At 33.1% G+C, this 22,343-nt stretch carries 20 protein-coding genes; 6 read left to right on the top strand and 14 right to left on the bottom strand.

What is annotated here, in order from left to right; all coding sequences use genetic code 11:
* Positions 1 to 261 precede the first annotated feature (261 nt).
* Positions 262 to 903, top strand: a complete 642-nt coding sequence (locus HS129_14985) for a ThaI family type II restriction endonuclease (GenBank protein MBE7413340.1) — start codon at positions 262 to 264, stop codon at positions 901 to 903.
* On the top strand, positions 891 to 1,814 hold the full coding sequence (locus HS129_14980) for a site-specific DNA-methyltransferase (GenBank protein ID MBE7413339.1): 924 nt from the start codon (positions 891 to 893) through the stop codon (positions 1,812 to 1,814). Before HS129_14985 ends, HS129_14980 begins: the two co-directional genes overlap by 13 nt.
* Positions 1,815 to 2,238: 424 nt before the next feature.
* Here HS129_14980 and HS129_14975 read toward each other — a convergent pair whose 3' ends face one another.
* From HS129_14975 to lipB, 4 genes are read right to left on the bottom strand one after another with little or no spacing between them, the layout of a single operon-like run.
* Positions 2,239 to 3,357, bottom strand: coding sequence for a hypothetical protein (locus tag HS129_14975; protein ID MBE7413338.1), 1,119 nt, complete (start codon positions 3,355 to 3,357; stop codon positions 2,239 to 2,241).
* Positions 3,358 to 3,360: 3 nt separating this feature from the next.
* Complete coding sequence (locus HS129_14970; protein ID MBE7413337.1) at positions 3,361 to 3,762, bottom strand: hypothetical protein; 402 nt, start codon at positions 3,760 to 3,762, stop codon at positions 3,361 to 3,363.
* Positions 3,763 to 3,792: 30 nt separating this feature from the next.
* Positions 3,793 to 4,440 (bottom strand): MBL fold metallo-hydrolase, encoded by a 648-nt coding sequence (locus tag HS129_14965; GenBank protein ID MBE7413336.1) that lies wholly within the window; start codon positions 4,438 to 4,440, stop codon positions 3,793 to 3,795.
* A complete protein-coding gene (gene lipB, locus HS129_14960; GenBank protein ID MBE7413335.1) occupies positions 4,440 to 5,081 on the bottom strand; it encodes a lipoyl(octanoyl) transferase LipB in 642 nt (213 codons plus the stop codon). The genes HS129_14965 and lipB overlap by 1 nt, the downstream gene beginning before the upstream one ends.
* A gap of 11 nt (positions 5,082 to 5,092) precedes the next feature.
* Between lipB and HS129_14955 the strand changes: the two genes are divergently transcribed.
* On the top strand, positions 5,093 to 5,623 hold the full coding sequence (locus HS129_14955; protein MBE7413334.1) for a DUF4065 domain-containing protein: 531 nt from the start codon (positions 5,093 to 5,095) through the stop codon (positions 5,621 to 5,623).
* A gap of 287 nt (positions 5,624 to 5,910) precedes the next feature.
* Here HS129_14955 and metH read toward each other — a convergent pair whose 3' ends face one another.
* The 7 genes from metH to HS129_14920 all read right to left on the bottom strand — a co-directional run bounded on the left by metH (position 5,911) and on the right by HS129_14920 (position 16,848).
* Positions 5,911 to 9,600, bottom strand: a complete 3,690-nt coding sequence (metH, locus tag HS129_14950) for a methionine synthase (protein MBE7413333.1) — start codon at positions 9,598 to 9,600, stop codon at positions 5,911 to 5,913.
* Positions 9,597 to 9,899 carry a 4Fe-4S dicluster domain-containing protein gene (locus tag HS129_14945; GenBank protein ID MBE7413332.1) on the bottom strand — a complete coding sequence of 101 codons (303 nt, stop codon included), beginning with the start codon at positions 9,897 to 9,899 and terminating at the stop codon, positions 9,597 to 9,599. Before HS129_14945 ends, metH begins: the two co-directional genes overlap by 4 nt.
* A 277-nt stretch (positions 9,900 to 10,176) precedes the next feature.
* Positions 10,177 to 11,496, bottom strand: a complete 1,320-nt coding sequence (locus HS129_14940; protein MBE7413331.1) for an adenosylhomocysteinase — start codon at positions 11,494 to 11,496, stop codon at positions 10,177 to 10,179.
* Positions 11,459 to 12,436 (bottom strand): metalloregulator ArsR/SmtB family transcription factor, encoded by a 978-nt coding sequence (locus HS129_14935; protein MBE7413330.1) that lies wholly within the window; start codon positions 12,434 to 12,436, stop codon positions 11,459 to 11,461. Before HS129_14935 ends, HS129_14940 begins: the two co-directional genes overlap by 38 nt.
* Before the next feature lie 280 nt (positions 12,437 to 12,716).
* Complete coding sequence (locus HS129_14930; GenBank protein ID MBE7413329.1) at positions 12,717 to 14,870, bottom strand: SpoIIE family protein phosphatase; 2,154 nt, start codon at positions 14,868 to 14,870, stop codon at positions 12,717 to 12,719.
* A gap of 26 nt (positions 14,871 to 14,896) precedes the next feature.
* Positions 14,897 to 15,970, bottom strand: coding sequence for a hypothetical protein (locus HS129_14925; protein ID MBE7413328.1), 1,074 nt, complete (start codon positions 15,968 to 15,970; stop codon positions 14,897 to 14,899).
* Positions 15,971 to 15,975: 5 nt separating this feature from the next.
* Positions 15,976 to 16,848, bottom strand: coding sequence for a hypothetical protein (locus HS129_14920; protein MBE7413327.1), 873 nt, complete (start codon positions 16,846 to 16,848; stop codon positions 15,976 to 15,978).
* Positions 16,849 to 17,224: 376 nt separating this feature from the next.
* On the opposite strand from HS129_14920, the gene HS129_14915 reads away from it, so the two are divergent.
* Entirely contained in the window at positions 17,225 to 17,707 is a 483-nt protein-coding gene (locus HS129_14915; protein MBE7413326.1) for a DUF1564 family protein, read from the top strand.
* A gap of 34 nt (positions 17,708 to 17,741) precedes the next feature.
* On the opposite strand, the gene HS129_14910 is transcribed toward HS129_14915, so the two are convergent.
* The gene (locus tag HS129_14910) at positions 17,742 to 18,881 is read right to left on the bottom strand and encodes a glycosyltransferase family 4 protein (GenBank protein MBE7413325.1); all 1,140 of its coding nucleotides are present in this window, start codon (positions 18,879 to 18,881) and stop codon (positions 17,742 to 17,744) included.
* Positions 18,871 to 20,172: a DUF2029 domain-containing protein gene (locus HS129_14905; protein MBE7413324.1), complete on the bottom strand. Its 1,302-nt coding sequence runs from the start codon at positions 20,170 to 20,172 to the stop codon at positions 18,871 to 18,873. Before HS129_14905 ends, HS129_14910 begins: the two co-directional genes overlap by 11 nt.
* A 126-nt stretch (positions 20,173 to 20,298) precedes the next feature.
* Here HS129_14905 and HS129_14900 point away from each other — a divergent pair, with 126 nt between their 5' ends.
* Positions 20,299 to 20,799, top strand: coding sequence for a MotA/TolQ/ExbB proton channel family protein (locus tag HS129_14900; protein MBE7413323.1), 501 nt, complete (start codon positions 20,299 to 20,301; stop codon positions 20,797 to 20,799).
* The gene (locus tag HS129_14895; protein ID MBE7413322.1) at positions 20,783 to 21,178 is read left to right on the top strand and encodes a biopolymer transporter ExbD; all 396 of its coding nucleotides are present in this window, start codon (positions 20,783 to 20,785) and stop codon (positions 21,176 to 21,178) included. Before HS129_14900 ends, HS129_14895 begins: the two co-directional genes overlap by 17 nt.
* Positions 21,179 to 21,208: 30 nt before the next feature.
* On the opposite strand, the gene queA is transcribed toward HS129_14895, so the two are convergent.
* Positions 21,209 to 22,240, bottom strand: coding sequence for a tRNA preQ1(34) S-adenosylmethionine ribosyltransferase-isomerase QueA (queA, locus tag HS129_14890; protein MBE7413321.1), 1,032 nt, complete (start codon positions 22,238 to 22,240; stop codon positions 21,209 to 21,211).
* Positions 22,241 to 22,343 lie beyond the last annotated feature (103 nt).

Raw genomic sequence — 22,343 nt, 5'->3', positions numbered from 1 at the left:
GCGTTTTCAATTGTGCGCACAAGTAAGAGTTTGGAGAAAATTCTCTACTTTCTGTAGTCGAACAAAATAAAAATTTTAATATTGGAAAAATATTGAAAAAAAGTTTAAATAGCTTAGATGAATTTTTAGGTAGCACAGAAAAGCAAGACGATATAACTGCGATTGGAGTAGAATATTTGTGAGGCGGAGAAAATGGGGAAAAGAGAATTGAAATATACAATTTTTAATTTGACTTAAATTTTAGCACTTGAAGGATAAGGTATGAGTTTAAAATATATAGATGAGTATTTTGAAGATCCAAAAATAATACAGAAAGTTAAAGAAAAACTATCAGTCATGTTTCAAGTTGCCGAGCTAGAGTCTTCAAGAGCCGGAAGAGTAGGAATGGAAGTTGGTTCTATTAGAGAGCGAATAATTATTTCATTACTTATGACTATTTATGGAAAAGAAGAAATTGAAACAGAAATCCCAATTACAGAAAGTGAGATAGATGTCAAAGTTTTAAAAAAGCCAATATCTATAAAAACAATAACTGGTTTAACTGGAATCAAGGTTTTATGGACTGTTGACTCAAAAAAAGCAAAAGAGTATTTGGATAATTACCAACCTACCTGCGACTTAATACTAGCTTTGATTAAGTGGAAAAGAAAAAGTACAGATCATCCCGGGGGGTTATATTTTATACCATTAAGAGTACAAAAAGAAATATTGAAAAGAATGGGAGCCAAACAGTATTTGAAACTTCCAAAAAAAGGAACAAACCCTCGTGGAATTGAATTATCAAAAAAAGCTTTAATTGAATTATTGCAGCATCAAAATACTAAGTGTATAACTGTCTATTGGGAAAAAGAAAAACTCGACTACGACATTTATTTAAGATGGATGAATAAATGGCAAAAGTAGTCAGAAAAAGAACAATTACAAGTTCGTTTGGTGCACCCGGTAGAATTGGGCACGACTCATCAAAATTTTATAATAGTAAGTTATACAAAAATAAAATAGATGATAAGAAAAATCTTGATTATTTAGAGAATACAATTTCTGAACAAGCTTTAAACAAGATATTTTGTAAATCTAGTGAGAATATGGACGAATTACCAAACAATAGTGTTCACTTAATGGTAACCTCTCCTCCCTACAATGTTCAAAAAGAATACGACGATGATTTATCTTTGGATGAATATAGAAATTTATTAAAAAATGTTTTTTTTGAAACGTATAAAAAACTAGTGATAGGTGGTAGAGCTTGTATCAATATTGCAAATATAGGTAGAAAGCCATATATCCCACTTCATTCGTACCTTATTAGCGATATGTTAGAAATTGGATACTTAATGAGAGGAGAAATTATATGGAATAAGGCAAGTAGTGCTGGCACCTCAACAGCTTGGGGGAGTTGGATGTCTGCAAGTAATCCATGTTTACGAGACGTGCATGAATATATTCTTATTTTTTGTAAGGGGTCTTACTCAAGAATTAATGACAAAAAAATAAAAAAGATAAACACAATTAACGACAAAGAATTTTTAGAGTGGACTAAAAGCGTTTGGACTTTCCCGTCTGTGTCGGCTAAAAGTATTGGGCACCCGGCACCATTTCCTGAAGAACTTCCTAATAGACTAATTCAATTGTATTCCTATAAGGATGACATTGTTTTAGATCCATTTTGCGGCAGTGGAACGACTTGTTTGTCTTCGATTAAAAATCATCGTCACTATATAGGTTATGACGTAAATAGTGAATATATACAATTGAGTGAAAAACGGATCAATAATTATTTAGGTGAAAATAGTCTATTTGAATGTGTACGCTAGGAAATATTTTTTGCAGGTGCACTATATATAAGGGAAAAAAGATTGGTTTTTTTTATAAAAATTACCAGTTTTTAGAAATTTTTTTTATATTTTAAGAAAAAGACATTGATTTGAGATAAGTCCTTATAATTTATTGAAAAAGTAACACGTTGTCGCCTAACGTATTTATTCTAAAATAAAAATTTGAGATTCAAATTTTGCACACTGTGTGCAAAATTAAGAAAAAACTTTGCAAAATACGGGATATATAAAAATCAATTATTGGCAGTCTCTATAGCGTCACTTCATAGAGATGGTGATGGGCATTCTGGCGGGCTTCCTAATCGGTTAATTCGTTTTCTCCGGCAAGATAAAGTGAAATTAAAAAAAATGCGGGGACTAAATGCAAATTCAATCTAATGTAGGCAGTTTGAATGTGCCACATTTAGTCGGAGGACGTAACAAGGAAAATTCCATTATAAATAATATGTACGATTAGTAATGGAAAAAGATAGTTTAAGAAGTGAATTTTCATTTTTCTAAAATGATATATTAGAATTGTTATTGTGAAATACATTACAACACCGTGAAAAAAAATTAAGGCAAATAATACATTTTTATATCTTTGAAAATCAGTAAGAGAGTTTTTGAGATGGTCAATTGTAATCGGGACTGGGTTGAATTCAGGGGAATTTATTTTATAATATAAAAATAAACTTAATGGCAGAATAATACCTATTAAAGCAGGAAAGCTGAATTTTAAGAAGTTTATTTTATGGTTAAGAAGTAAAAAAAATAAAATAGATAAAAATAAAAAAGCTCCTTCGTTCTTAATTAAAAATAAACAACTACTTAAAAAAAATATTATGGTTAAATTCAGCGAGTTCAAATTTTCTTTGTTCTTAAAATACAAATAAAAAATAAAAGTATAAAGAATTGACAGAAAATAGTCCGCATATAAATCAGAAGATTGGTGAATTAGAAATATTAAAGAAAAAGGAATTACAAAAATATAATTCACTACTCCATTTTTATTTTTAGAAGAAGAATAAATGTCCATCATCATCAAGAAAAATAAAATTAGATATGTATAGTTCAGAAAATAGGATACATACTCAGTAAAAAAGCCAATATTGACAGAAAGAAATGCAATTTGTAAAGGGATAAGTGTGGGGTAGCCCGGGTGAGCCCATGTTTCTTTAAACATTTTGTATGGCTTCTCATTTAAAAATAAATTCGTAAAATCTTTTGCTTTTGCATTCCACATTGCCCATGCATCCCAACCACCGCAAGGCTCGATTACTAAAACTCTAAAGAAGAAGAATACACTTGAAATTAAAAAAACTATCAGAAAAAATTTAAAATTTTTGAAGTCGTTTTGATTTGTAAATTTATCCTTGAAAAGAAATATTAAAAATAAGTTAAAAATAAAAACGACGATTACTGAACAAACTCTAAACAAAGCGATAGAGTTTGGCTCAATAAAATTAAAAAAAATCAATCCGAGTAAGGGGAATAGGAGTAAATTAGAAAAAATTATTTTAATTATAAAAGAAATCATCATACATCACTCTACTTCAAATAGAATAAATTCAGAATTGTCTTGTAATAATTTAAACTTTTTCTTTGATTCGGTAAAATTTGTGTGAAGAGAATTCATAATATACAATCCCTTTTGGTCTATTTGAACCATACCATTTTCTTTATAGTTTATTTCACAAGGAGAAAGAGCGTATTTTGCTAAAAAAGCTGCGTCAAAGTTTTTTCTATCAAATATTTCTGGTAAAGTAAGATACAAATTAATATTTCTATTACAATCTAAATTAGGTATAAATTTTTTTAGTTGGGTAGTGTAATTTTTCGCCGTAAAAAGATCATTCGATGTTTTCTTGTATATTTTATATGCTTGAAAATACACTCCTAAATTAATTAGAAATAAAAAAATTGTTGTTAAATAAACTTTACTCATAGTCCTCCCGTAAGATTGTGAAAAATAAAATTATATTAAAAAAGGATTGGATTTTTTTTCACGATAGATTTGTGTAAATTCTCCGTGACCGGGGATGACTCTTGTAGAGTCTTCGAGTGGTAGGATTCTTGTTTTTATAGACTTAATAATTGTATCATAATCGCCACCCCAGAGATCGGTTCGACCTATGCTTCCTGAAAAAAGTGTATCTCCTGAAAATAATATAGATTCTTTTAGAGTTTCAATTTGAAAACATACTGATCCCGGGCTATGTCCCGGTGTATGTAAGATTTTCATAGAATTGTTATTCCCAAAACGAATTTCGTCTTCGTCTTCTAAAAATTTATCAATAGTTTTAATTTTTTGATTGTACTGAAATCCAAATCTTTGGCATTGAGTGGGCAAATTTTGGTATAAAGGAAGATCTTCTTTATGAAGACAAACTTTTGTATCAGTGTGAGAATCATACACTGCGTTTGTAGCGAGACAGTGATCAAAGTGTGCGTGAGTGTGGATGATGTACATTAGTTTTAAATTATTATTTTTTAAAAAATCTAGAATTTTTAACTCTTCCCCTCCAGGGTCTATTACGATTGCTTCTTTGTCCGATTCGTCATAAACAATGGAGCAATTGCAACCGAGTGGGTACACAGGAAAAGTTTCTACTTTTAAACTCATTAGCTCAACCAATGTCTTTCTTCTATTTTCTGCAAGAACTTTTCGGTAAAATTTTTGATTAAAGCATTTTCTTTCTGGTAATCCAAACCAAGACTTTTGATTGAAACTATATCTTTGCTGTCTTTTCCGCAAGGATTGATATAGGAAAAAATTTCTAAATTATTTTGGATATTTATTGCAGCACCAAAACTTGTAAAAAAAGATTTGAAACTAACCCCAATAGATACTATCTTTTTTTTTGGGTTTTCTTGGATGTATAAACCGGGGTCAGCTTCATTGTAAACAGTTTGTAGTTTCCAAGTTTGAAAAATTGCAACTTGAATGGAGTCTATAAAAACTTTTAGAAAATTTGTAATGTGTAAATTCCTTTTCTTTAGGTCGATATGCGGATAAATTACTAGCTGCCCTTTTTCGTGAGCCGTAAAGTCCCCTCCTCTTTTTAAAAAAAATAGATCTATTTTTTTTTCTTTTAAAAAATCCTCTTTGACTAATAGGTTTTCGATTTTATAATTGATTCCGGCAGTGATACAAGAACTATGTTCCAAAAAAATAAGAATTTCCCTTCTTTTTTTTCTTAGAAAGTTTTGAATTTTGTCGTATCTTGAATAAGGAATATTGGGGATTTTGTTTGTAATTATCATAGGTTAATTTTATGTCTTCTGAAAAATTGTCATCTGTCATTTCTTTTATTTTAAAAAAGTCTTCTCAAGGAAGAGGGAGGGTTGAACTTTCTAAGTTATTGTACTATTGTGAAGGGGCATATTTTCAAAGGCATTCAAGTGTAATCACAGATCAAAAGTACATTCATCTTGAGGATAGCCCCTACCCTCATTTATTGAATGAAATAATCGTAAAGATGAAAGAGGATGGTTATTTAGAGGTAGAGCCAAAATTGATCTCGAATGGCGTTGGTGGATTTTTACTGATCCTTATAAAAGAATACGAGGACTTACTGTCGAGGGAGGAAAAGCGAATCATTACTAAAGTATTGGAAGCCTTTAAAAATGGAGTTGTGGACGAAAGTAAACAATATCCGAATTTGTATGAAAATTACGTTATTGCTCCCCTTTATTCTGAAATTACATTCAGAACAGATACTATCAATACTAAGATTCACTTTTTTAAAAAGAAAAGTTTATTATCAATATCTGGAAAAATATTTAGAATATTTTTTAACGATTGAAAAGAGATTTGAATTATTCTGTTTTGTAAAATTTTTCCGAACAATGAGTCGAACTATGCAATTGCTTTTTTTACTTTAGCAATCACATCTTTGGAATAGTAATTACAAACTCCCTTTTTTTCGGCAGGCTCTATATTTAATTCTTTGATGATTTTTTTCCTTTTGTGTCAGAAACACCTAATTCTTGTGCGATCTTTGCTGCGGTAAATAGGTTTGTTTTTACAGTTACCATAAATTATTCTCCAATAATTCTATTTTTTCTAAATTCAAATTACTTGTAAAGAATTTTACTTGTAGTCGATTTGTGGTGCGAGCCATTTTTCGACTTCCACTACACTCATATTTTTTCTTTTTGCATAGTCTTCAATCTGATCTTTTCCAACCTTACCGATTGCAAAATATTTTGACTCAGGATGAGAAAAATATAGTCCACTCACAGAACTTGGAGGGATCATTGCAAAATTTTCAGATAGTTTTATCCCTACGTTTTTTTCTGCTTGGAGTAAATTGAAGAGAATTCTTTTTTCTGTATGATCCGGGGATGCAGGGTAGCCCGCTGCGGGTCGGATCCCTCTGTACTTATCTCTAATGAGGTCTTCTTTGGTTAGATTTTCTTCTTTTCCATAACCCCACTCATCTCGGATAACTTTGTGCATATATTCTGCTAAAGACTCAGCAAGTCTGTCGCCTAACGCTTTTGCTAAGATAGCGTTGTAGTCGTCTAATTTTTTCTTGAAGCTATCTGCAAATTCTTCTACTCCAAATCCGGCGCTTACAGCAAAGCAACCGAGATAATCAATTCGATTAGAGTTTTTAGGAGCAATATAATCAGAAAGTGAATTATTGAATTGACCTTCTGGTTTAATCATTTGTTGACGAAGAGTGTGGAATGTTGCGATTGTTTTATTTCTCGATAAATCTTCATAAACTTCTATATCATCTCCTACAGAATTGACAGGGTACATTCCCACAATTGCTTTTGCAGAATATATTTTATTTTTGATAATAGTATCGAGAAGAGTTTGTGCATTTTCAAATAACTCTTTCGCCTGTCGTCCAAATTTTTCATCAGATAAAATATCGGGATAGTGCCCCTTCAATTCCCAAGCATGAAAAAAAGGAGACCAGTCTATGTAGTCTCTTAGAACAGAAAGTGGTATATCTTCAAATATTTTTAAACCTGTAAACGATGGAGTTGGAATATCAGCATTTGTCCAATCTGTTTTTACTCCATTTTTTCTTGCATCTGTTATACTAAGTAGTTTTCTATCTATTTTTTTGTCGTAGTAGTCCTTACGAATCTTTTCTTGATCTTGAGCCACTGTTTCTATAAAAGATTTTTTTGTATCTGGATTTAGTAAATTATTGACTACTTCTACAACTCTCGATGCATCGAGTACATGCACAACAGGCGAATACTCTTCTGCAATTTTTACTGCTGTATGGATTGGACTTGTAGTAGCTCCACCAATGAAAAGTGGGATGGAAAAGTTTTCTCTTTTCATTTCTTTTGCAACGTGAACCATCTCATCGAGAGAAGGAGTAATAAGGCCTGAGACTCCGATAGCGTTTACATTTTGCTTTCTTGCTTCTTCTAAAATTTTTTCAGAAGGAACCATTACACCTAAGTCAATCACTTCATAATTATTACAGGCAAGAACTACCCCAACAATATTTTTTCCAATATCGTGCACGTCTCCTTTTACCGTTGCGATTAAAAATTTTGGCCGTCCGACACCTTCCGATTTTTCTTTTTCCATAAAAGGAAGAAGGTAAGCTACTGCTTTTTTCATTACTCTTGCACTTTTTACTACTTGAGGCAAAAACATTTTTCCTGCTCCAAACAACTCCCCCACTACCTTCATCCCGTCCATTAGAGGCCCTTCGATTACGTCAAGCGGTCGATTGTATTTTGCTCTTGCTTCTTCAGTGTCTAGGTCGATAAAATCAGTAATTCCTTTTACAAGAGAATGCGTTAGGCGGGATTCAACGCTTTCTTTTCTCCAAAGAATTTCTTTTTCTTTGGATTTTTCTTCTCCTTTAAAACCGGATGCAAAGTCGATTAACTTTTCTGTAGAGTCAGATTTTCTATTCAGTAGTACATCTTCCACTTTTTCGAGTAGGTCTTTTGGTATTTCTTCATATACACCAAGCATCCCGGCGTTAACTATCGCCATATCCATTCCGGATTTTATAGCATGGTACAAAAATGCAGTGTGCATAGCTTCTCTAACCGGATTATTCCCTCTGAAAGAAAAAGAAATATTACTCACTCCTCCACTAATTTTTGCATTAGGGCAAAGTTTTTTAATTTCAGGGATGGCTTCTATAAAATCTTTTGCATAATTGTTATGCTCTTCTATTCCAGTTCCTACGGTTAAAATATTTGGGTCAAAAATTATATCACAAGACTCATACCCACATTTTTCGGTGAGTAGTCTATACGCCCTTGTGCAAATTCTAATTTTCTCTTCTTTGGTTGCTGCCTGCCCTTTTTCATCAAAAGCCATGACAACTACAGCTGCTCCAAATTTTTTAATTTCTCTTGCTTCTTCTAAAAATTTTTCTTCTCCTTCTTTTAAGCTGATTGAGTTAACTATTCCTTTTCCTTGTAAGCATTTTAGTCCGGCGTATATCACGCTTGGCTTGGAACTGTCTATCATTATCGGTACTTTGGAAATTTCAGGCTCGCTGGCTACTAAGTTTAAAAATTTAGTCATTGAGGCTTCACCATCCAAAAGCGCCTCATCAAAATTTATATCAATTATATTGGCTCCTGCTTCTACCTGCTGTGCAGCAACAGATAGGGCTTCATTAAAATTTTCTTCCAAAATGAGTTTTTTGAATTTAGGAGATCCGGTAACGTTTGTTCTCTCTCCAACCAATATAAAGCCCTTGTCTTCAGTTAAGTTTAAGGCTTCGAGACCGGATAGCCTTGTTTCATGCAAAATAGTCGGTGGAACTCTTGGGGAATAATTTTTTAGTGCATTGGCAGCCGCTTGAATGTGTTCTGGAGTTGTTCCACAACAACCGCCTGCAATATTTAACCAGCTATGCTTTGCAAAATCAGTTAGATAGTTTGCGAATTCTTCTGCGCCTTGGTCGTATCCCCCAAATGCGTTAGGCAACCCTGCGTTTGGGTAGCAGCTTACATAGAATTCACATTTATCGGAAAGCTCTTGTAGATAGGGTCTCATTTCGGATGCACCGAGTGCACAGTTGATTCCGATACTTATCGGTTTCGCATGACGTATCGAGTTATAAAATGCTTCTAAAGTTTGACCGGAAAGAGTTCTACCGGAAGCGTCTGTTATCGTTACAGATAGACTCACAGGAATTCTGGTATTTGTTTCTTCAAAATATTTTTCTATCGCATAAATTGCGGCTTTCAAGTTTAGAGTGTCAAAAGTTGTTTCCGGTAAAAGCAGATCAACCCCCTCTTCTACTAATGGCTTTACTTGTTCATAGTAGGCTTCGACAAGATCATCAAAGCTAACTGCGCGAAATGCCGGGTTGTTTACGTCAGGCGACATCGACGCAGTTCTGTTTGTCGGTCCGATAGCTCCGGCAATAAAACAAGGTTGGGTTGAATTTTCATTCCGAAAATTTTCGATTGCCTTTTTAGCACACTTTACGGAATCTCGATTTATTTTTTCTACTAAATGCTCTAATTTATAATCGGCTTGAGAAACTGAGTTTGCACTAAAAGTATTTGTTTCGATTATATTTGCCCCTGCACGAAGATACTCTAAGTGGATAGACTCTATAATATTAGGCCGGGTGATAGATAATAGGTCGTTATTCCCTTTTAAAGGCGAGGGATGGTTTTTTAGTAAATCCCCGCGAAAATCTTCTTCTGTGGGCTTATGCCTTTGAATCATGGTTCCCATAGCCCCGTCTAAAATTAATATCTGTTTTGTAAGTAATGTGATCAGTTCTTTTGAATTAGGGTTAGAATATTTCATTTTGTACGTTATGCGGAATGCTTTGCTTCCGTTTTTTCCTTTTTGTATTTATTTTTTACAGAACTTATTACTGGATATTTTTTAGACTCTGCTTCGTTTATTTCTATATAGCTATGAAATTTTTTAGGCAAGTCGTAATCAGGGAAGATAGCTCCAGTCGGGCATTCGGATACACAGTTTCCGCAGTCTATACAATCGTCAGGAGAAATATAGAGCATATCTTCACCTTCTCGAAATGCTGCCATCGGACAGATAGCAGCACAAACTGTAGCTTCGCATTGAAAACAGTATTCAGTAACGATGTGTGGCATATTGTTTTAAACCAACTTTAAGAGTGTGTTTATAATTTAACAACGAAGGAATTTTCAACTTCTCTTTATTCAAATTAAAAATTTGCATTAATTTTCTTATCTAATCCGGTTATAAAATTTTCTAAATATTTAATAATAAAATATACACGAAAAGATTTGTTTCTCTCACTAATTCATTGGCAAGAAAAAGTAGTGAGAGAAAACGCATCACCTTCATATAGATTAATTAAAATAGGAAGTGACTTTGTTTAGCTAAAAATTAGTCACTACTTTTAACTTAGTATCTATAATGCTCCGGTTTAAAAGGGCCGTTAAGCGAAACACCAAGATATTCTGCTTGTTCTTTAGTGAGTGTAGTTAGCCTCACTCCAATTTGTTCTAAATGGAATGCAGCCACTTTTTCATCAAGGTGCTTTGGAAGTCTATATACACCAACAGGATATTTATCGGTATTGTTGTACAGCTCAATTTGAGCGAGAACTTGGTTGGAAAAAGAATTACTCATCACAAAAGAAGGATGCCCTGTAGCGCATCCGAGATTGACTAAGCGACCTTCTGCAAGTACAATGATAGACTTCCCGTCAGGAAAAGTATATTTATCCACTTGAGGTTTGATTTCTTTCTTTTGAATTCCCGGCATTGAGTTTAGTCTTGCCATTTGAATTTCTGTATCGAAGTGACCAATGTTACAAAGAATTGCTCCATCTTTCATCGCCTTCATGTGTTCAAGGGTTACTATGTCGTTGTTTCCGGTTGCAGTCACAACTATATCTGCCTTGTCAACAATATCTTCCATGCGAAGGACTTGATAGCCTTCCATAGCAGCTTGAAGGGCACAGATCGGATCGATTTCGGTTATGATAACTCTTGCGCCAAAATTTCTTAGGGAGGCTGCCGATCCTTTCCCTACATCGCCATATCCCGCAACAATACAGAGCTTCCCTGCGAGCATAACGTCCGTTGCACGCTTGATTCCGTCTGCAAGAGATTCTCTACAACCGTAGAGGTTGTCAAATTTTGATTTTGTAACAGAATCGTTCACATTGATTGCAGGGATTTTTAATTCTCCCTTTGCCATCATTTTCATCAGTTGGTTTACACCTGTGGTAGTTTCTTCGGAAACCCCTCTTATATCTTTTAATAAGTCAGGGTGTTTAGTGTGAATATGATACGTTAGGTCTCCCCCGTCGTCGAGAATCATATTTGGGCCTTTGCCGCCATCGAAGTAAAGCGTTTGCTCTGTGCACCACCAATATTCTTCTTCTGTTTCTCCTTTCCATGCAAATACAGGAATTCCTGCTTTTGCAATGGCTGCCGCTGCATGGTCTTGGGTTGAAAAAATATTGCAAGAAGCCCATCTGATTTCTGCACCAAGCTCAACTAACGTCTCAATTAGAACTGCTGTCTGAATTGTCATGTGAAGAGATCCTGCGATTCTTGCACCCGCCAAAGGTTTTTTACCTTTGAATTCTTTTCGAATTGCCATCAGCCCCGGCATTTCCTTTTCTGCTAGGATGATCTCCTCTCTTCCCCAGTCTGCAAGACCGATATCTTTTACCTTATACTTTTGTGTTTGTTCTTTTGTTGCTGTGGACATTACGCCCTCCTTTTTTTATTGCTTTGATTGCTAATATTTTAAATTCAGATTGAGTTGGAATTTCTTCGATTTTCTTAATATCGAATCCAGAAATCTTCAACCATTCGCTAAGAAGATTTTCTTCAAATCCAAGCCAGAGATCGGCAAAACTATCCCTCATAAACTCTGAATTGTGTTTTTTTAAGTCAATGATACAAAATACCCCACCCGTTTTCAAAATTCTGTTGGCCTCATCCATGATGAACTTCGGATTTGAAACATGGTGCAAAACCATAGAGGCAACCACTGCATCCGAGAAGTTAGACGAAATAGGCAGCTTCTCTAAATAGCTGTGTATTACTTTGATATTTTTGTTTTCTCCGAAAATAGAATTTGCATCATCGACCATCTTTACCGAAGAATCAATTCCGGTTACGCGATCGCTTTTTTTTAGAAGATATGGAAATAGTCCTCCGGGCCCACATCCAAGGTCTATTATCATTCTATTTTTCGAGGGAAGAAAGGATAGTATTTTTTCGCGATAGATTTTTGGATTTAAAACCTTGCTTTGTACTCTATCTAAATCTTTTCCAATTTTATTGAAATAGCCGGTTTTTCTGTCTTCTCTTTTTTTTAGCAACCTTTCCGTGTTTTTTTCATCAATTTCTCTTTTTGGGATTTCTTCTTTGTGCGATAAAATCAAACTCGAGAGGTCTTTAATAAAATTATTTTCAGGTACATTTTCGTTGATTTTATAATACACCCAAGTTCCCTCTCGAATAGATTCTAATATCCCGGCATCATTCATAATCTTCAGGTGTCTGGAAACTCTGGATTGACCCATACTCAATATTTCAGTGATTTCGTTTACACTAAAAGAGGCAAAAGACAAGATATGCAGGATTCTGATCCTTGTTTCATCAGAAATCGCTTTTAGTTCATGGATTAGGCTTCTTTTCATCGAAAGAGTAAGATTTTTTAATATTTCCTTATAGCCATATATAAAGATAACTTGATATATGCAAGTCTTTATTTTATATTTTTTATGACGCTACTGCAAAAACCCCTTTCAGGGCTTTTTACAACGCTAGAAAATGGCACTTTTATTGGCTTTTTGAACAATTGCTTTTTCAAAAAACGACTTTTTGCAGGTACGCCTTTTATAAATAATGCAATCTTAAAATATTTTTATTGCTAAGAAGCAGAAATTGACTTGTACTCCAAAAAAGGCAGATATTGTGCTATAAAAATTCGATCCCGATAAAAGTAATATCGTCTCTTTTTTCGGAACCACCCAAAAAGTCGTCTAAATCTGCAAGTGTGGTTTCTATAATAATATCTAAATCTTTTGTAATATTTTCTTCTATAATTTTTATGAGTCGATCTTCACCATATTCTATATGCTCTGAATTAATTTCTTCATACAAACCATCAGTAAATAAAAAGAGCTTATCATTCGGTTGAAATGCGGTCTCCACTAAAGTATAATTTGAATCTTTAGCTAAGCCGATTAGTCTTCCTGTTCTTTCAAATAATTCGATTTTCCCTGAAGAGAACTTGAATTGTGCAGGATGTCCCGCTGAAGAGAAAGACAAGATATTGGAGTTTAAGTCTATATCCATTGCCATACAAGTAAAAAATGTAGATAAGAATGAATACCTCTCACAAAATTGGATATTTATTTTACGAAGGATTTCGGAAGGACTTAAGTGTGAATTTTTTAAATGTTGATAATCCGCAAGAACGCACATCGTTATTAAGGCAGCCTGCATTCCATGTCCTGTGACATCTGCAATAAATATTCTAATATAATTTGGATGAATTTCTTCTATATGATAAATATCTCCACCTACTTCAGACATAGGTAGATATTTTGAATAGAATTTTAATTTTTCGTTTTTAGGTTTCGTCGGGAGAATTGCTCTTTGGATACTCCTGGCAACATGGAGGTCTTTCTTCAGTTTTTTAAGATATTCTTCGGATATGAGTTTTTCAGTTTCAATAATTTTTTTGGATTGAAGTAATTCATTTGTTCGAGTTAGTACTTTTTTTTCTAATGAGTTTGTGAGTTCTTCCACTTGGTCAAATGCCTTTGATGAACGAATAGAAAGCAAATAGGCTTGTGAAAGAAAAAATAAAAATACCCCAAAAGGAGCAAAATAACCCGTAGAAAGAATTTGGTTTACATAGAGCATATCATTTATTATAGCAATAAAAATAATACAAATCCCAAAAGCAAAAGATTTGGCTCCTTCACGTCTATTTCGTATTGCTTGAATCATAATATAAATAACGTATAGCATTCCAACTAACGTCATTGATTCCATAAAAATTAAAGTATTGGAGGCAATCCTAACAGGGGTAATTAACATTACAATAGTGAGTGAATAAGAAAAAATTCTTAATATTTTAGATAGAATCTTTATTTCATCTTTAGGAAAAACTTGATTGATATAAAGTAAGAAAATCGCAGGACCAAAATAAAAAACTAAGTACTCTAACTTTATGCCCACTTCATAAGGAAAATTCGGGAAAATTTCATACCAGTAGTTTTCGCTTATTAATAAAGTACGAAAGCTCATCAGGATACAAAAAATCCCTAAGTACAACGGGGATGACTCTTTTCTTCTGAGTAAATACAGTCCTAAATGGTAAAGACCTGTGATAAATATACTACCTGCAAGGAATGAATCAAAAAATAAATTTCTATCATGAAGATTTTTTATTTTTTGATTTTTACCGAGTAGTATGGAGTTACGAATCCCGCCTTTTGAGTGGAAATAGTTTGAAACATGGATGAGTATTTCTATTTCATTTTTCTTTGTTTCAGAAATTGGAATTTCAAATACATCAGAATGAACACTTGGACTGGAAGAATTTTTTGAGTCGGATGGAGTTCCTACTTCAGATATAAATTTACCGTTTATGAAAAGTCTGTAAGACGTGTTTATGTAAGGAAACTTTATAGAAAGTTCTTGGGCTGAGTCAGTGAGAATTCTGAGTCTGTATGTTGCAAAACCGAAAGCGCCAGCAACTTTTTCTTTGTTGCTATTTGGAACAGGCAGGTTATTCCATGCGGATGGAATATTTATCCAATCTGGAGAAAATTTTTGTGTGTTAGTATTAGAAGTGATTGAGTCAGGGTTAGAGAGTGTAACAGGCTCTAAAAATTCTTTCCAATAAAATTCCCATTCTCCGTCTAACTTCAAGTTTCCATCAAGATCAAACTCCCATTTCTTTTCACTTTTTTGGCTAATATCTAAAATACCTTTTATAGCTACCGGAAAAATCTTTTTTTCTTTCGTACATGAGAAAAAGAAAATTATAGATATTGTTAATAAAAGTTTAGAAAAAGACACCGGAATAATAACAAATTTTTCAGAAAAAAATGTCAAAAAGAATATTTTGACTATATGAAATATTAAAACTGGGTTGCGAAGGTTGGGCCTATAAGCCAGTAGTTGTAGTGACCTGTGATTCTCTCTGCGTATTCATAATAGGCAGAAATTCCTATATTTTTGTGGAAAAAAAATGTAAGGAATACTCTTGCAGTCCATAAATTTCTAGTTAGATTTCTGTAAATATTCGCTCTTAGCTGAATAAAATAGTGAAAGTCCAAAAATATATTTGCACCTACAACGTTTTGATAGTATTTTTTTAGACTGCGTGCCTCCCCCGGATATAGAAGAGAATTGTTTGATGAATTTCCAATTGTTTCTGCAAAGGTAAATGGATTGAATAAAGCAGGATCAGGAGAAAGCACCTTCCCTGTACCGTAAGATACGTTAGCTGTCACTTCTTCGTAAAAATAAGAATAGAATGGAGCTACATACCAATGTTGAACAGGGATCTTTATTTTCATTCCTAATTTTGGAAAAGGATTCACAACATGGCTTGATGCATTGACATAACTCGAATAGATTACAGATTTCTGAGAAGGATCAAAAGCTACAAAATCTTTTACCGTAGTATTTACAAATCCATTAAAGAAGCCTATTCCAAAAGTAGGTACAAACTGGGACTTGTTTTCCCAAGAGTATTGTAAATAATTTAAAGTTCCCACAAAGCTAGAACGAGTCTTTTCAATATGATTCGTAGCACTTCCTACTGTTTCGTAAGGTGTGTTCTCAAATTGAAAATTGACTGTTACATAACTCCAGTTTCCTTTTACGATTCCAAGCTCTACTCCACCACCATTTCCTGATCCATGAAGATCTTTTTCTCCTCGTAATAATTGGAAATCTTTAGAGGTAAAGTTTCCGTTTTGAAAATAGGGAAATCTATAAGGAAATTCTATTCCGCTTATAAGCCCCCCATAGACTGGTGTAGCCATGATCAATGCTTTATCAGGGTCATACATTTTCTTTTTACTGTCTTCAATTTCAGTAGTACTGGTTTTCAAGGTTTCACTTTGACTATTTATGGATTGGTATCCGAATAATAAAATGAATAGAGAAAAGGTGATATAGGGTTTTTTAAATTTTGAATAAAACATAAAACTCACTGCAAATTTTTTTTTGGTTTGAATCCTAGAAATATAGAATAGCTTGTAACTAAAGTAAATATTAAAAGCAATAGACCCATTTCAAGAGAGTATTGCTTTGGTTCTAACCAAATTTCTTTCATCAGATTCCATCTTCCCAATATCTCTACAAAATTCCAGAAAATAATTACAGTGGGAATTGAATAACGAAGAGAGTATGCAAATTGGTTGAATGTCATAAGACGCATGAATAAATACAATGACCAGAATAAAGAGCCGAATGCGATTATATAAGTGACAGGATGTCTATCACCAAAAAAGTTTTTGTCATAAGCAAAAAGTAGTAGTAAATAAAATGTCCAAAGTATTGCAATAAATTCTGCGAAGGTTACAACAGCAGGATTTTTTTCTGTAGGAATTTCTTTGATCTTTGAAAAAATTCTAAGCCTTTTTTGAAACCAGATAAAAAATGGACAGTTAGAATTATTTCCTAATACGTAAATTAGAAATAGTACTCCTAGAAATCCAATAGAAGATGGCATAATTAAATATTCCGGTTTAGTTACCATTTCTCCGTTTTCGATTAGTCCTTTTACCTCGAATCTTTTTGCGTAGTAAACAAAAGAAAACTCAACCCAACCAGTCCATACAAACAACCCGGAAAAAAGCCCCATAAAGGTAGAAAAAGTTTTGTTTTTTGCCACCACCCCGATTACGAGTAATGTTAAACCAAATAGTCCTAATGCTATAGCTGCATGAAAGACGTACTCGTGACCAAACCCCTTCTCCATTAAAATCATAGCAGAGTGACCCAAAGGCATGGTAAATAAAACTAAAATAAAAGAAATTATCCCAGTGTATGGTTTTTTAGATAGAATGGAAGAAAGCATATTTGGCCCCTAAAAAGAAATTGAGAATCAATATCAGTAAAAATAATTCAGCTATTTCTTACAAGTAGATTTTTTTTCGTTAGAGGTTTTGAGCTTTCGCGTTTAGTGCAGATTTTGCACTTTTCGTGCACAAATGTGGGATCTCCACTCTTTTCTGTAAAGTGCATGTTTTATACCAATTGTGAACCTTTTATGCAAAAATGTGGGATCTCCATTTTTTATGGGGATTTCAAGAAATTACGCCTTTAGTGCAGATTTGGGACTTTTTCTGTAAAAGCTAAAAAAATTTTCTAAAAAATGCAAAAATTTTTTTTCTAAAGCAAACTTTTTTTACCTTATAAAGGAGAGCAGAAAATTTTACTTTAAGGAGAAATTTATGAACCCACAAAAATTTACAGAAACCCAATCGAGCTTGCTTGTTCCAGCAAAATATATGGACGAGTTCAATAGAAGAACGACGGGTTTTTCGAGACGAAAATATTTGCACGCATTGCTGAACAGATACAGAAATGTGATTCTTTGGGGGACTTTTGAGAAAATGGATAGAGTAAAGAAAGCGTATCAAGAAGTCGGGCAAAATTTGCAGAAGAAGAATTTTACCCCGAATAACGATGACTGGATTGAATTGGGGATTCTTGCAGACTGGCTTGGTACCACAAAGACCGCTCTTTTTACTCTTCTGTTAGTGCTTGACCTTGCCGAATGGGACATAATTCTCCCCAGTCGATTCTTCGAGAATGGAGTTCCCACCCCGGTGACCACGATTGCGGGGGGAGCTTACCTTTCCAAGAGAAAAACAACCCGCTACAACAGACTAAAACGACACAAACCCGACGAAAAGAGGAAAACACCTCGTTGAAAAGAGATTTTCATAGCAAAAACCACATATAGATTTAAAAAGAAAGCCTATCTATTTTCTTTTTCCAGATTGAGTTTAATTCTTTCTCAATTGAGTTAGCCGATTTATCCCAGCTCCAATCTTCCCTATTCCAGACTTTTTTCCTTTTGTTCAAATTTTCTTTTTCAATTTTCAATAGAGCTTCTTTCCAATTAATGATATTTAGCGGCTCAACAAAAATATCTTCATCAGTTAGCACTTCTCTGAATACAGGTATGTCCGAGGCGACACAGATTTTATTTTCTATTAAAGCCTCGAGTAGTGGAAGACCAAATCCTTCGTGGATAGAAGGAAATAAAAAAGCATAACAGTTTTTGTATAAAAAGGTCAATACATCGTCATCAGGGTTTTGCAAAAAGTATAAACCAAATTTTTCATATTCACCTTTTAGTAAACTATCGGACAGTTCTTTTTCTTTCCAGCCTACTCTACCAGCCACAATTAGTTTTAGAGGGAAGTTAGGGTTTTCGGTTTTTAATTGAATGTAAGCAAGAATTAGAGTCTTTAGATTTTTTCTTGGCTCTAAAGTTCCAATTGTAAATAAAAAATTATCGTAAGGCGGATTTACATGCAATCCTTCTGTTTTTTGATTGACCCCCGGATAAATAACGGTCAGCTTCTCTTTGAATCTTGGGAAATTTTGATGTATATCATTTTTTGTATTTTTAGAAAGGCAAAAAATTTTGTCCGCATGACGTAAAGTGATTGGTGAAAAAATTTTGTGTTGAAAATAATTTGCTTTCGTCATGGTATTTGGTGCAGAAATAAAATTCAAGTCGTGGTAGTTTACAACTTCCGGTATATTCATTTTGAAGAAAGGGAGCATTTGCAGAGTTCCCCAAAAAATATCTACTCTATCTTCTTTTAATTCCTTGGGTAGAATATAATTTAGCCATAGAAAACCCGGGATCTGGAATTTATCATAAACAGATACTTTTATTAGTGGACTTTCATAAACATCTTCAAATACCGGATGAAATTCTTTGTGTGAGTAAAGGTAGTATTCAAAAGGAGAATTAAAATGGATTAATTTTTTTAATACTTCGTGCAAGTATCTGGAGTTTCCTGTCATTCCGTAAGCGAAAGGTCTTGCATCTATTCCTACTCTTGGTTTGAATTTTAGATTAGTTTCCATTTTTTTTAAAACTCAAGATAGAGATATACAAAAGTGTAGAAGTATAAAGTAAAACAGAAATCATCAGTAAAAGGTCTTCCAAGAAATTTCCGACAAACACTCTACCGCTTAGGATTGGTAGGGTTACAGAAATCCAAAAAAGAATTTTAGAAAATAAGGAGACAGTATTTTCTAAAATATTAACTAAACCATACGTTATTGGAAATAGTAAAAATACAAATGAATGAATCCAACTGATTCCACTAAATATTACAGAAAGTATAAACAGCAAAGATATAACTTGAGAGTTTGAGAGATTTACTTTAGATTTATAGTATTTTAACAGCCCCGATCCAAAAAAGAGTAATGCGAAAAAGTAGAATATAATTTTTACAAATTTAGGAGATAAAGTTATAAAAGGCATTCCAAATTCAGTTTGATTTTGCAAGTCTCCGTTTGGCAGAAAATATTTTGCTAAGGTAGCTATGAGAGATTGGTTATTTTTCCAAGCTCTAAACTCTGGGTTTTGTAGAAAATTTTTCAACACCATGTCTATCCAATCAGTAAGTAAGCTCCAATTGTATTGAAGCCCTGATAAAAAAGGAAGTAGCACCCAAAGCACCAAGAAAAAAATTGTCAGACTAATTTTTTTCCAATCTTTTTGAAATAAAAAATATAATAGAAATATTCCTGGCGTAAGTTTGATTACAATTGCAAGAGAAAGCGCTGCCCCGGAGGAGTATGGGTTTTTAGTGCGAATAGAATATAATATCAATCCAAGTAAAATAAAAGCAACTTGATTGTTATAAAAATGATTTTCTAAATACCTGAAACTCAAAATTATAGAAAGAAAAAGAATTAGATATTTCTTTTTGGTGTTTGTGATTTGCAAAATCCAATACATCGAGATTAGTAAAAAGGAAAAATTCAGAATATAAAAAATTGCAGAACTGAAAGTGTATGGCAACCATGATATAGAAAGAAGTAAGAAAGCAAAAGTTGGGGGATAGATATACGTTCCTACGCTATTTTTCAGGCTTTCTAGTTTAATCAGGTTTTCTGTTTTAAAAGCATCTTCTGGTTTAATGGATTCTTTCAAAGATTTTAATAATTCGAGTTGATAAATATCTTTTGAATTTCTAAATAATTCCGAAGCCTTGTAATAATCTTGAAAGTCTGATTTTAAGCCGATCTTTTGTGCTCCTAAAATAAATGTGGTGATAAGAATCAAAAAGCTAAACGAAAGAAAAAATTTATCTTTTTTATTTAATTCAGAAAATAATTGTTTTCCCAGTCGTAAAATATTCAGCATGAAAATACTAGATTTTATTTTTCGTATTCGTTGAAAATGAAAATTTGGTATTAAAAAGAAAATCTAAATTTTATGGTGATAAAATATATGGAAATAGTTAGACTTTTTTTGAGTGGGGGGTGTATTATGTTCCCACTTTTATGCGTATCTATTTTAAATCTTTCTTTGGTGATTCATCTTTTTTTTGAATTTCGCAGTATTCAAAAGGATTTATTTCTAGAGAACACTGATCAATTACGAACACCATTCGGTAGGTCATTTTTTAAGATTTTGGAAGATACAAGAGACATTGAAAAAAGATGGGAAGAAAAGTTTGAGCATTTGATTTTTTCGTATGAAAAAAAGATAAACTGGGTGGGAAGCCTCGGCGGGATTGCCACACTACTTGGGCTACTAGGTACTGTTCTTGGTATTTATTCTGCTTTTCAAAAAATGAGGGCTACAGGTCAAGCTAGTCCTGAAATTTTTGCAGGTGGGATTAGCGAGGCTCTCCTTACTACAATTTTTGGTTTGTTGATTGCTGTGCCTTCATTGGTATTTCATCAATATTTAAAAGGTGAGTTAGATGAGATAGAGACTGAGTCTTTTGGAATAGTGTATAGGGTTTCTCGTGAGAAGAAGAGCTAAAAAGTCCCAGGGAATCAGTCTTTTAGACATGACGAGCTTTATGGATATTATTTTTATACTTTTGATTTTTGTAATGCTAAGCGTTAGTTTTACGAAAAATTTCCAGTCTATGGAGTTAGATATTCCGAATGCAAAAAATGTATCCGGGAATACAAATGGTGATATAATTGTAAACATCAATTCCTTAGGGGAATTTTTTTTAGATAAAGACAAAATAGAATGGAGCTTAGTTGAAAAAAAGATTTTGTCTGGAGAATGGAAAAATAAATCCATACTGTTAAATATTGAAAAAAAAACCCATTTTGAAGTATTTATAAAATTTGCCGATGCGCTCAAGTCAGGTGAAATTAAAAAAATGAATCTTGGAGTGAAGGAATAATTTTGTAAAAGATTATTTAAATATCATAGATTATAAAATCAACATGGAGTCGCCATAAGAAAAAAACCTCATTTTTTCTGAAATTGCCTTTTTATATGCTTCGAGGATTAATTCTTTTCCGGCAAATGCACTCACTAATAGTAGTAGACTACTTTTAGGTAAGTGAAAATTTGTTACAAGTGAATCAATAGACTGAATAGAGTCCTCTGGGAATATAAATAAATCAGTCTCTCCTTCTCCATTAGTAAATTTGCCTTTATTTTTTAAAAATTCTGTTTCTAAAACTCGAAGTGTTGTAGTTCCAACTGCACAGATTTTTTGCTTAGTTCTATCAATCGAATGGAAAACTTTGGCAGATTCTTTTGAAATTGAGTAAGTTTCTTTGTGGAGTTTTTTATTTAAAATTTGTTCTGTGATTATCGGGCTAAATGTACCGTAACCGATTTTTAACTCTACAGAGGTATGAAGTACCCCTTTTTTTTTAAGGTCTTCTAAAAGCTCTTTAGAAAAATGTAATCCTGCAGTGGGCGCTGCAACCGACCCAAGGTTTTCACTAAAGACTGTCTGGTATCTTTTTTCGTCTGATTTTTCGGAATTTCTTTTGAAATAAGGGGGAATAGGAATTTCTCCAAAATTTTCAAAGTCAAACTCATTTATGAAATCCTGAGGTTCAAGTATTCCGTATATTTCTTTTCTGCCAACAAATTGGAATTTATAATCACCAGAAATAGATTTTAGAATGAGGTGAGGGGGTAGTTTTTTTAAATTTTTAATCAGGCAAAGCCAAGACTTTGAATCTTTCAACTTCTCTAAAAATAAAACTTCGTATTTTTTATTTTTTTCATCTAATAGAAATGCTCTTCTTTTGCTAACCTTAGTATTATTGAAAACTAAAAGATCATTCGGTTTCAAATAATTTTTTATATTTTTAAAAAACGGCTCAATAGAAATCTTCCCGGTTTTTTTTTCGACAACCATCAACCTACTTTCATCCCTATTTTTTACTGGATATTTTGCGATTAGAGACTCGTCTAATTCAAAATCAAACTCACTTAGATCCACTTTTTTTTCTCTCTTTTCATAGTACTTGTTACAAATATCTTTTTCTAAAAATTTTTTTGGTAGTCTAAATTTTTTAGTTTCAAAAGTTTTGTATATTTTTATT

Source organism: Leptospiraceae bacterium (assembly GCA_015075105.1).
GTDB lineage: Bacteria > Spirochaetota > Leptospiria > Leptospirales > Leptospiraceae > JABWCC01.
Note: the sequence above shows the minus strand (reverse complement) of the source record. Positions and strands in the feature narration are given on the sequence as shown.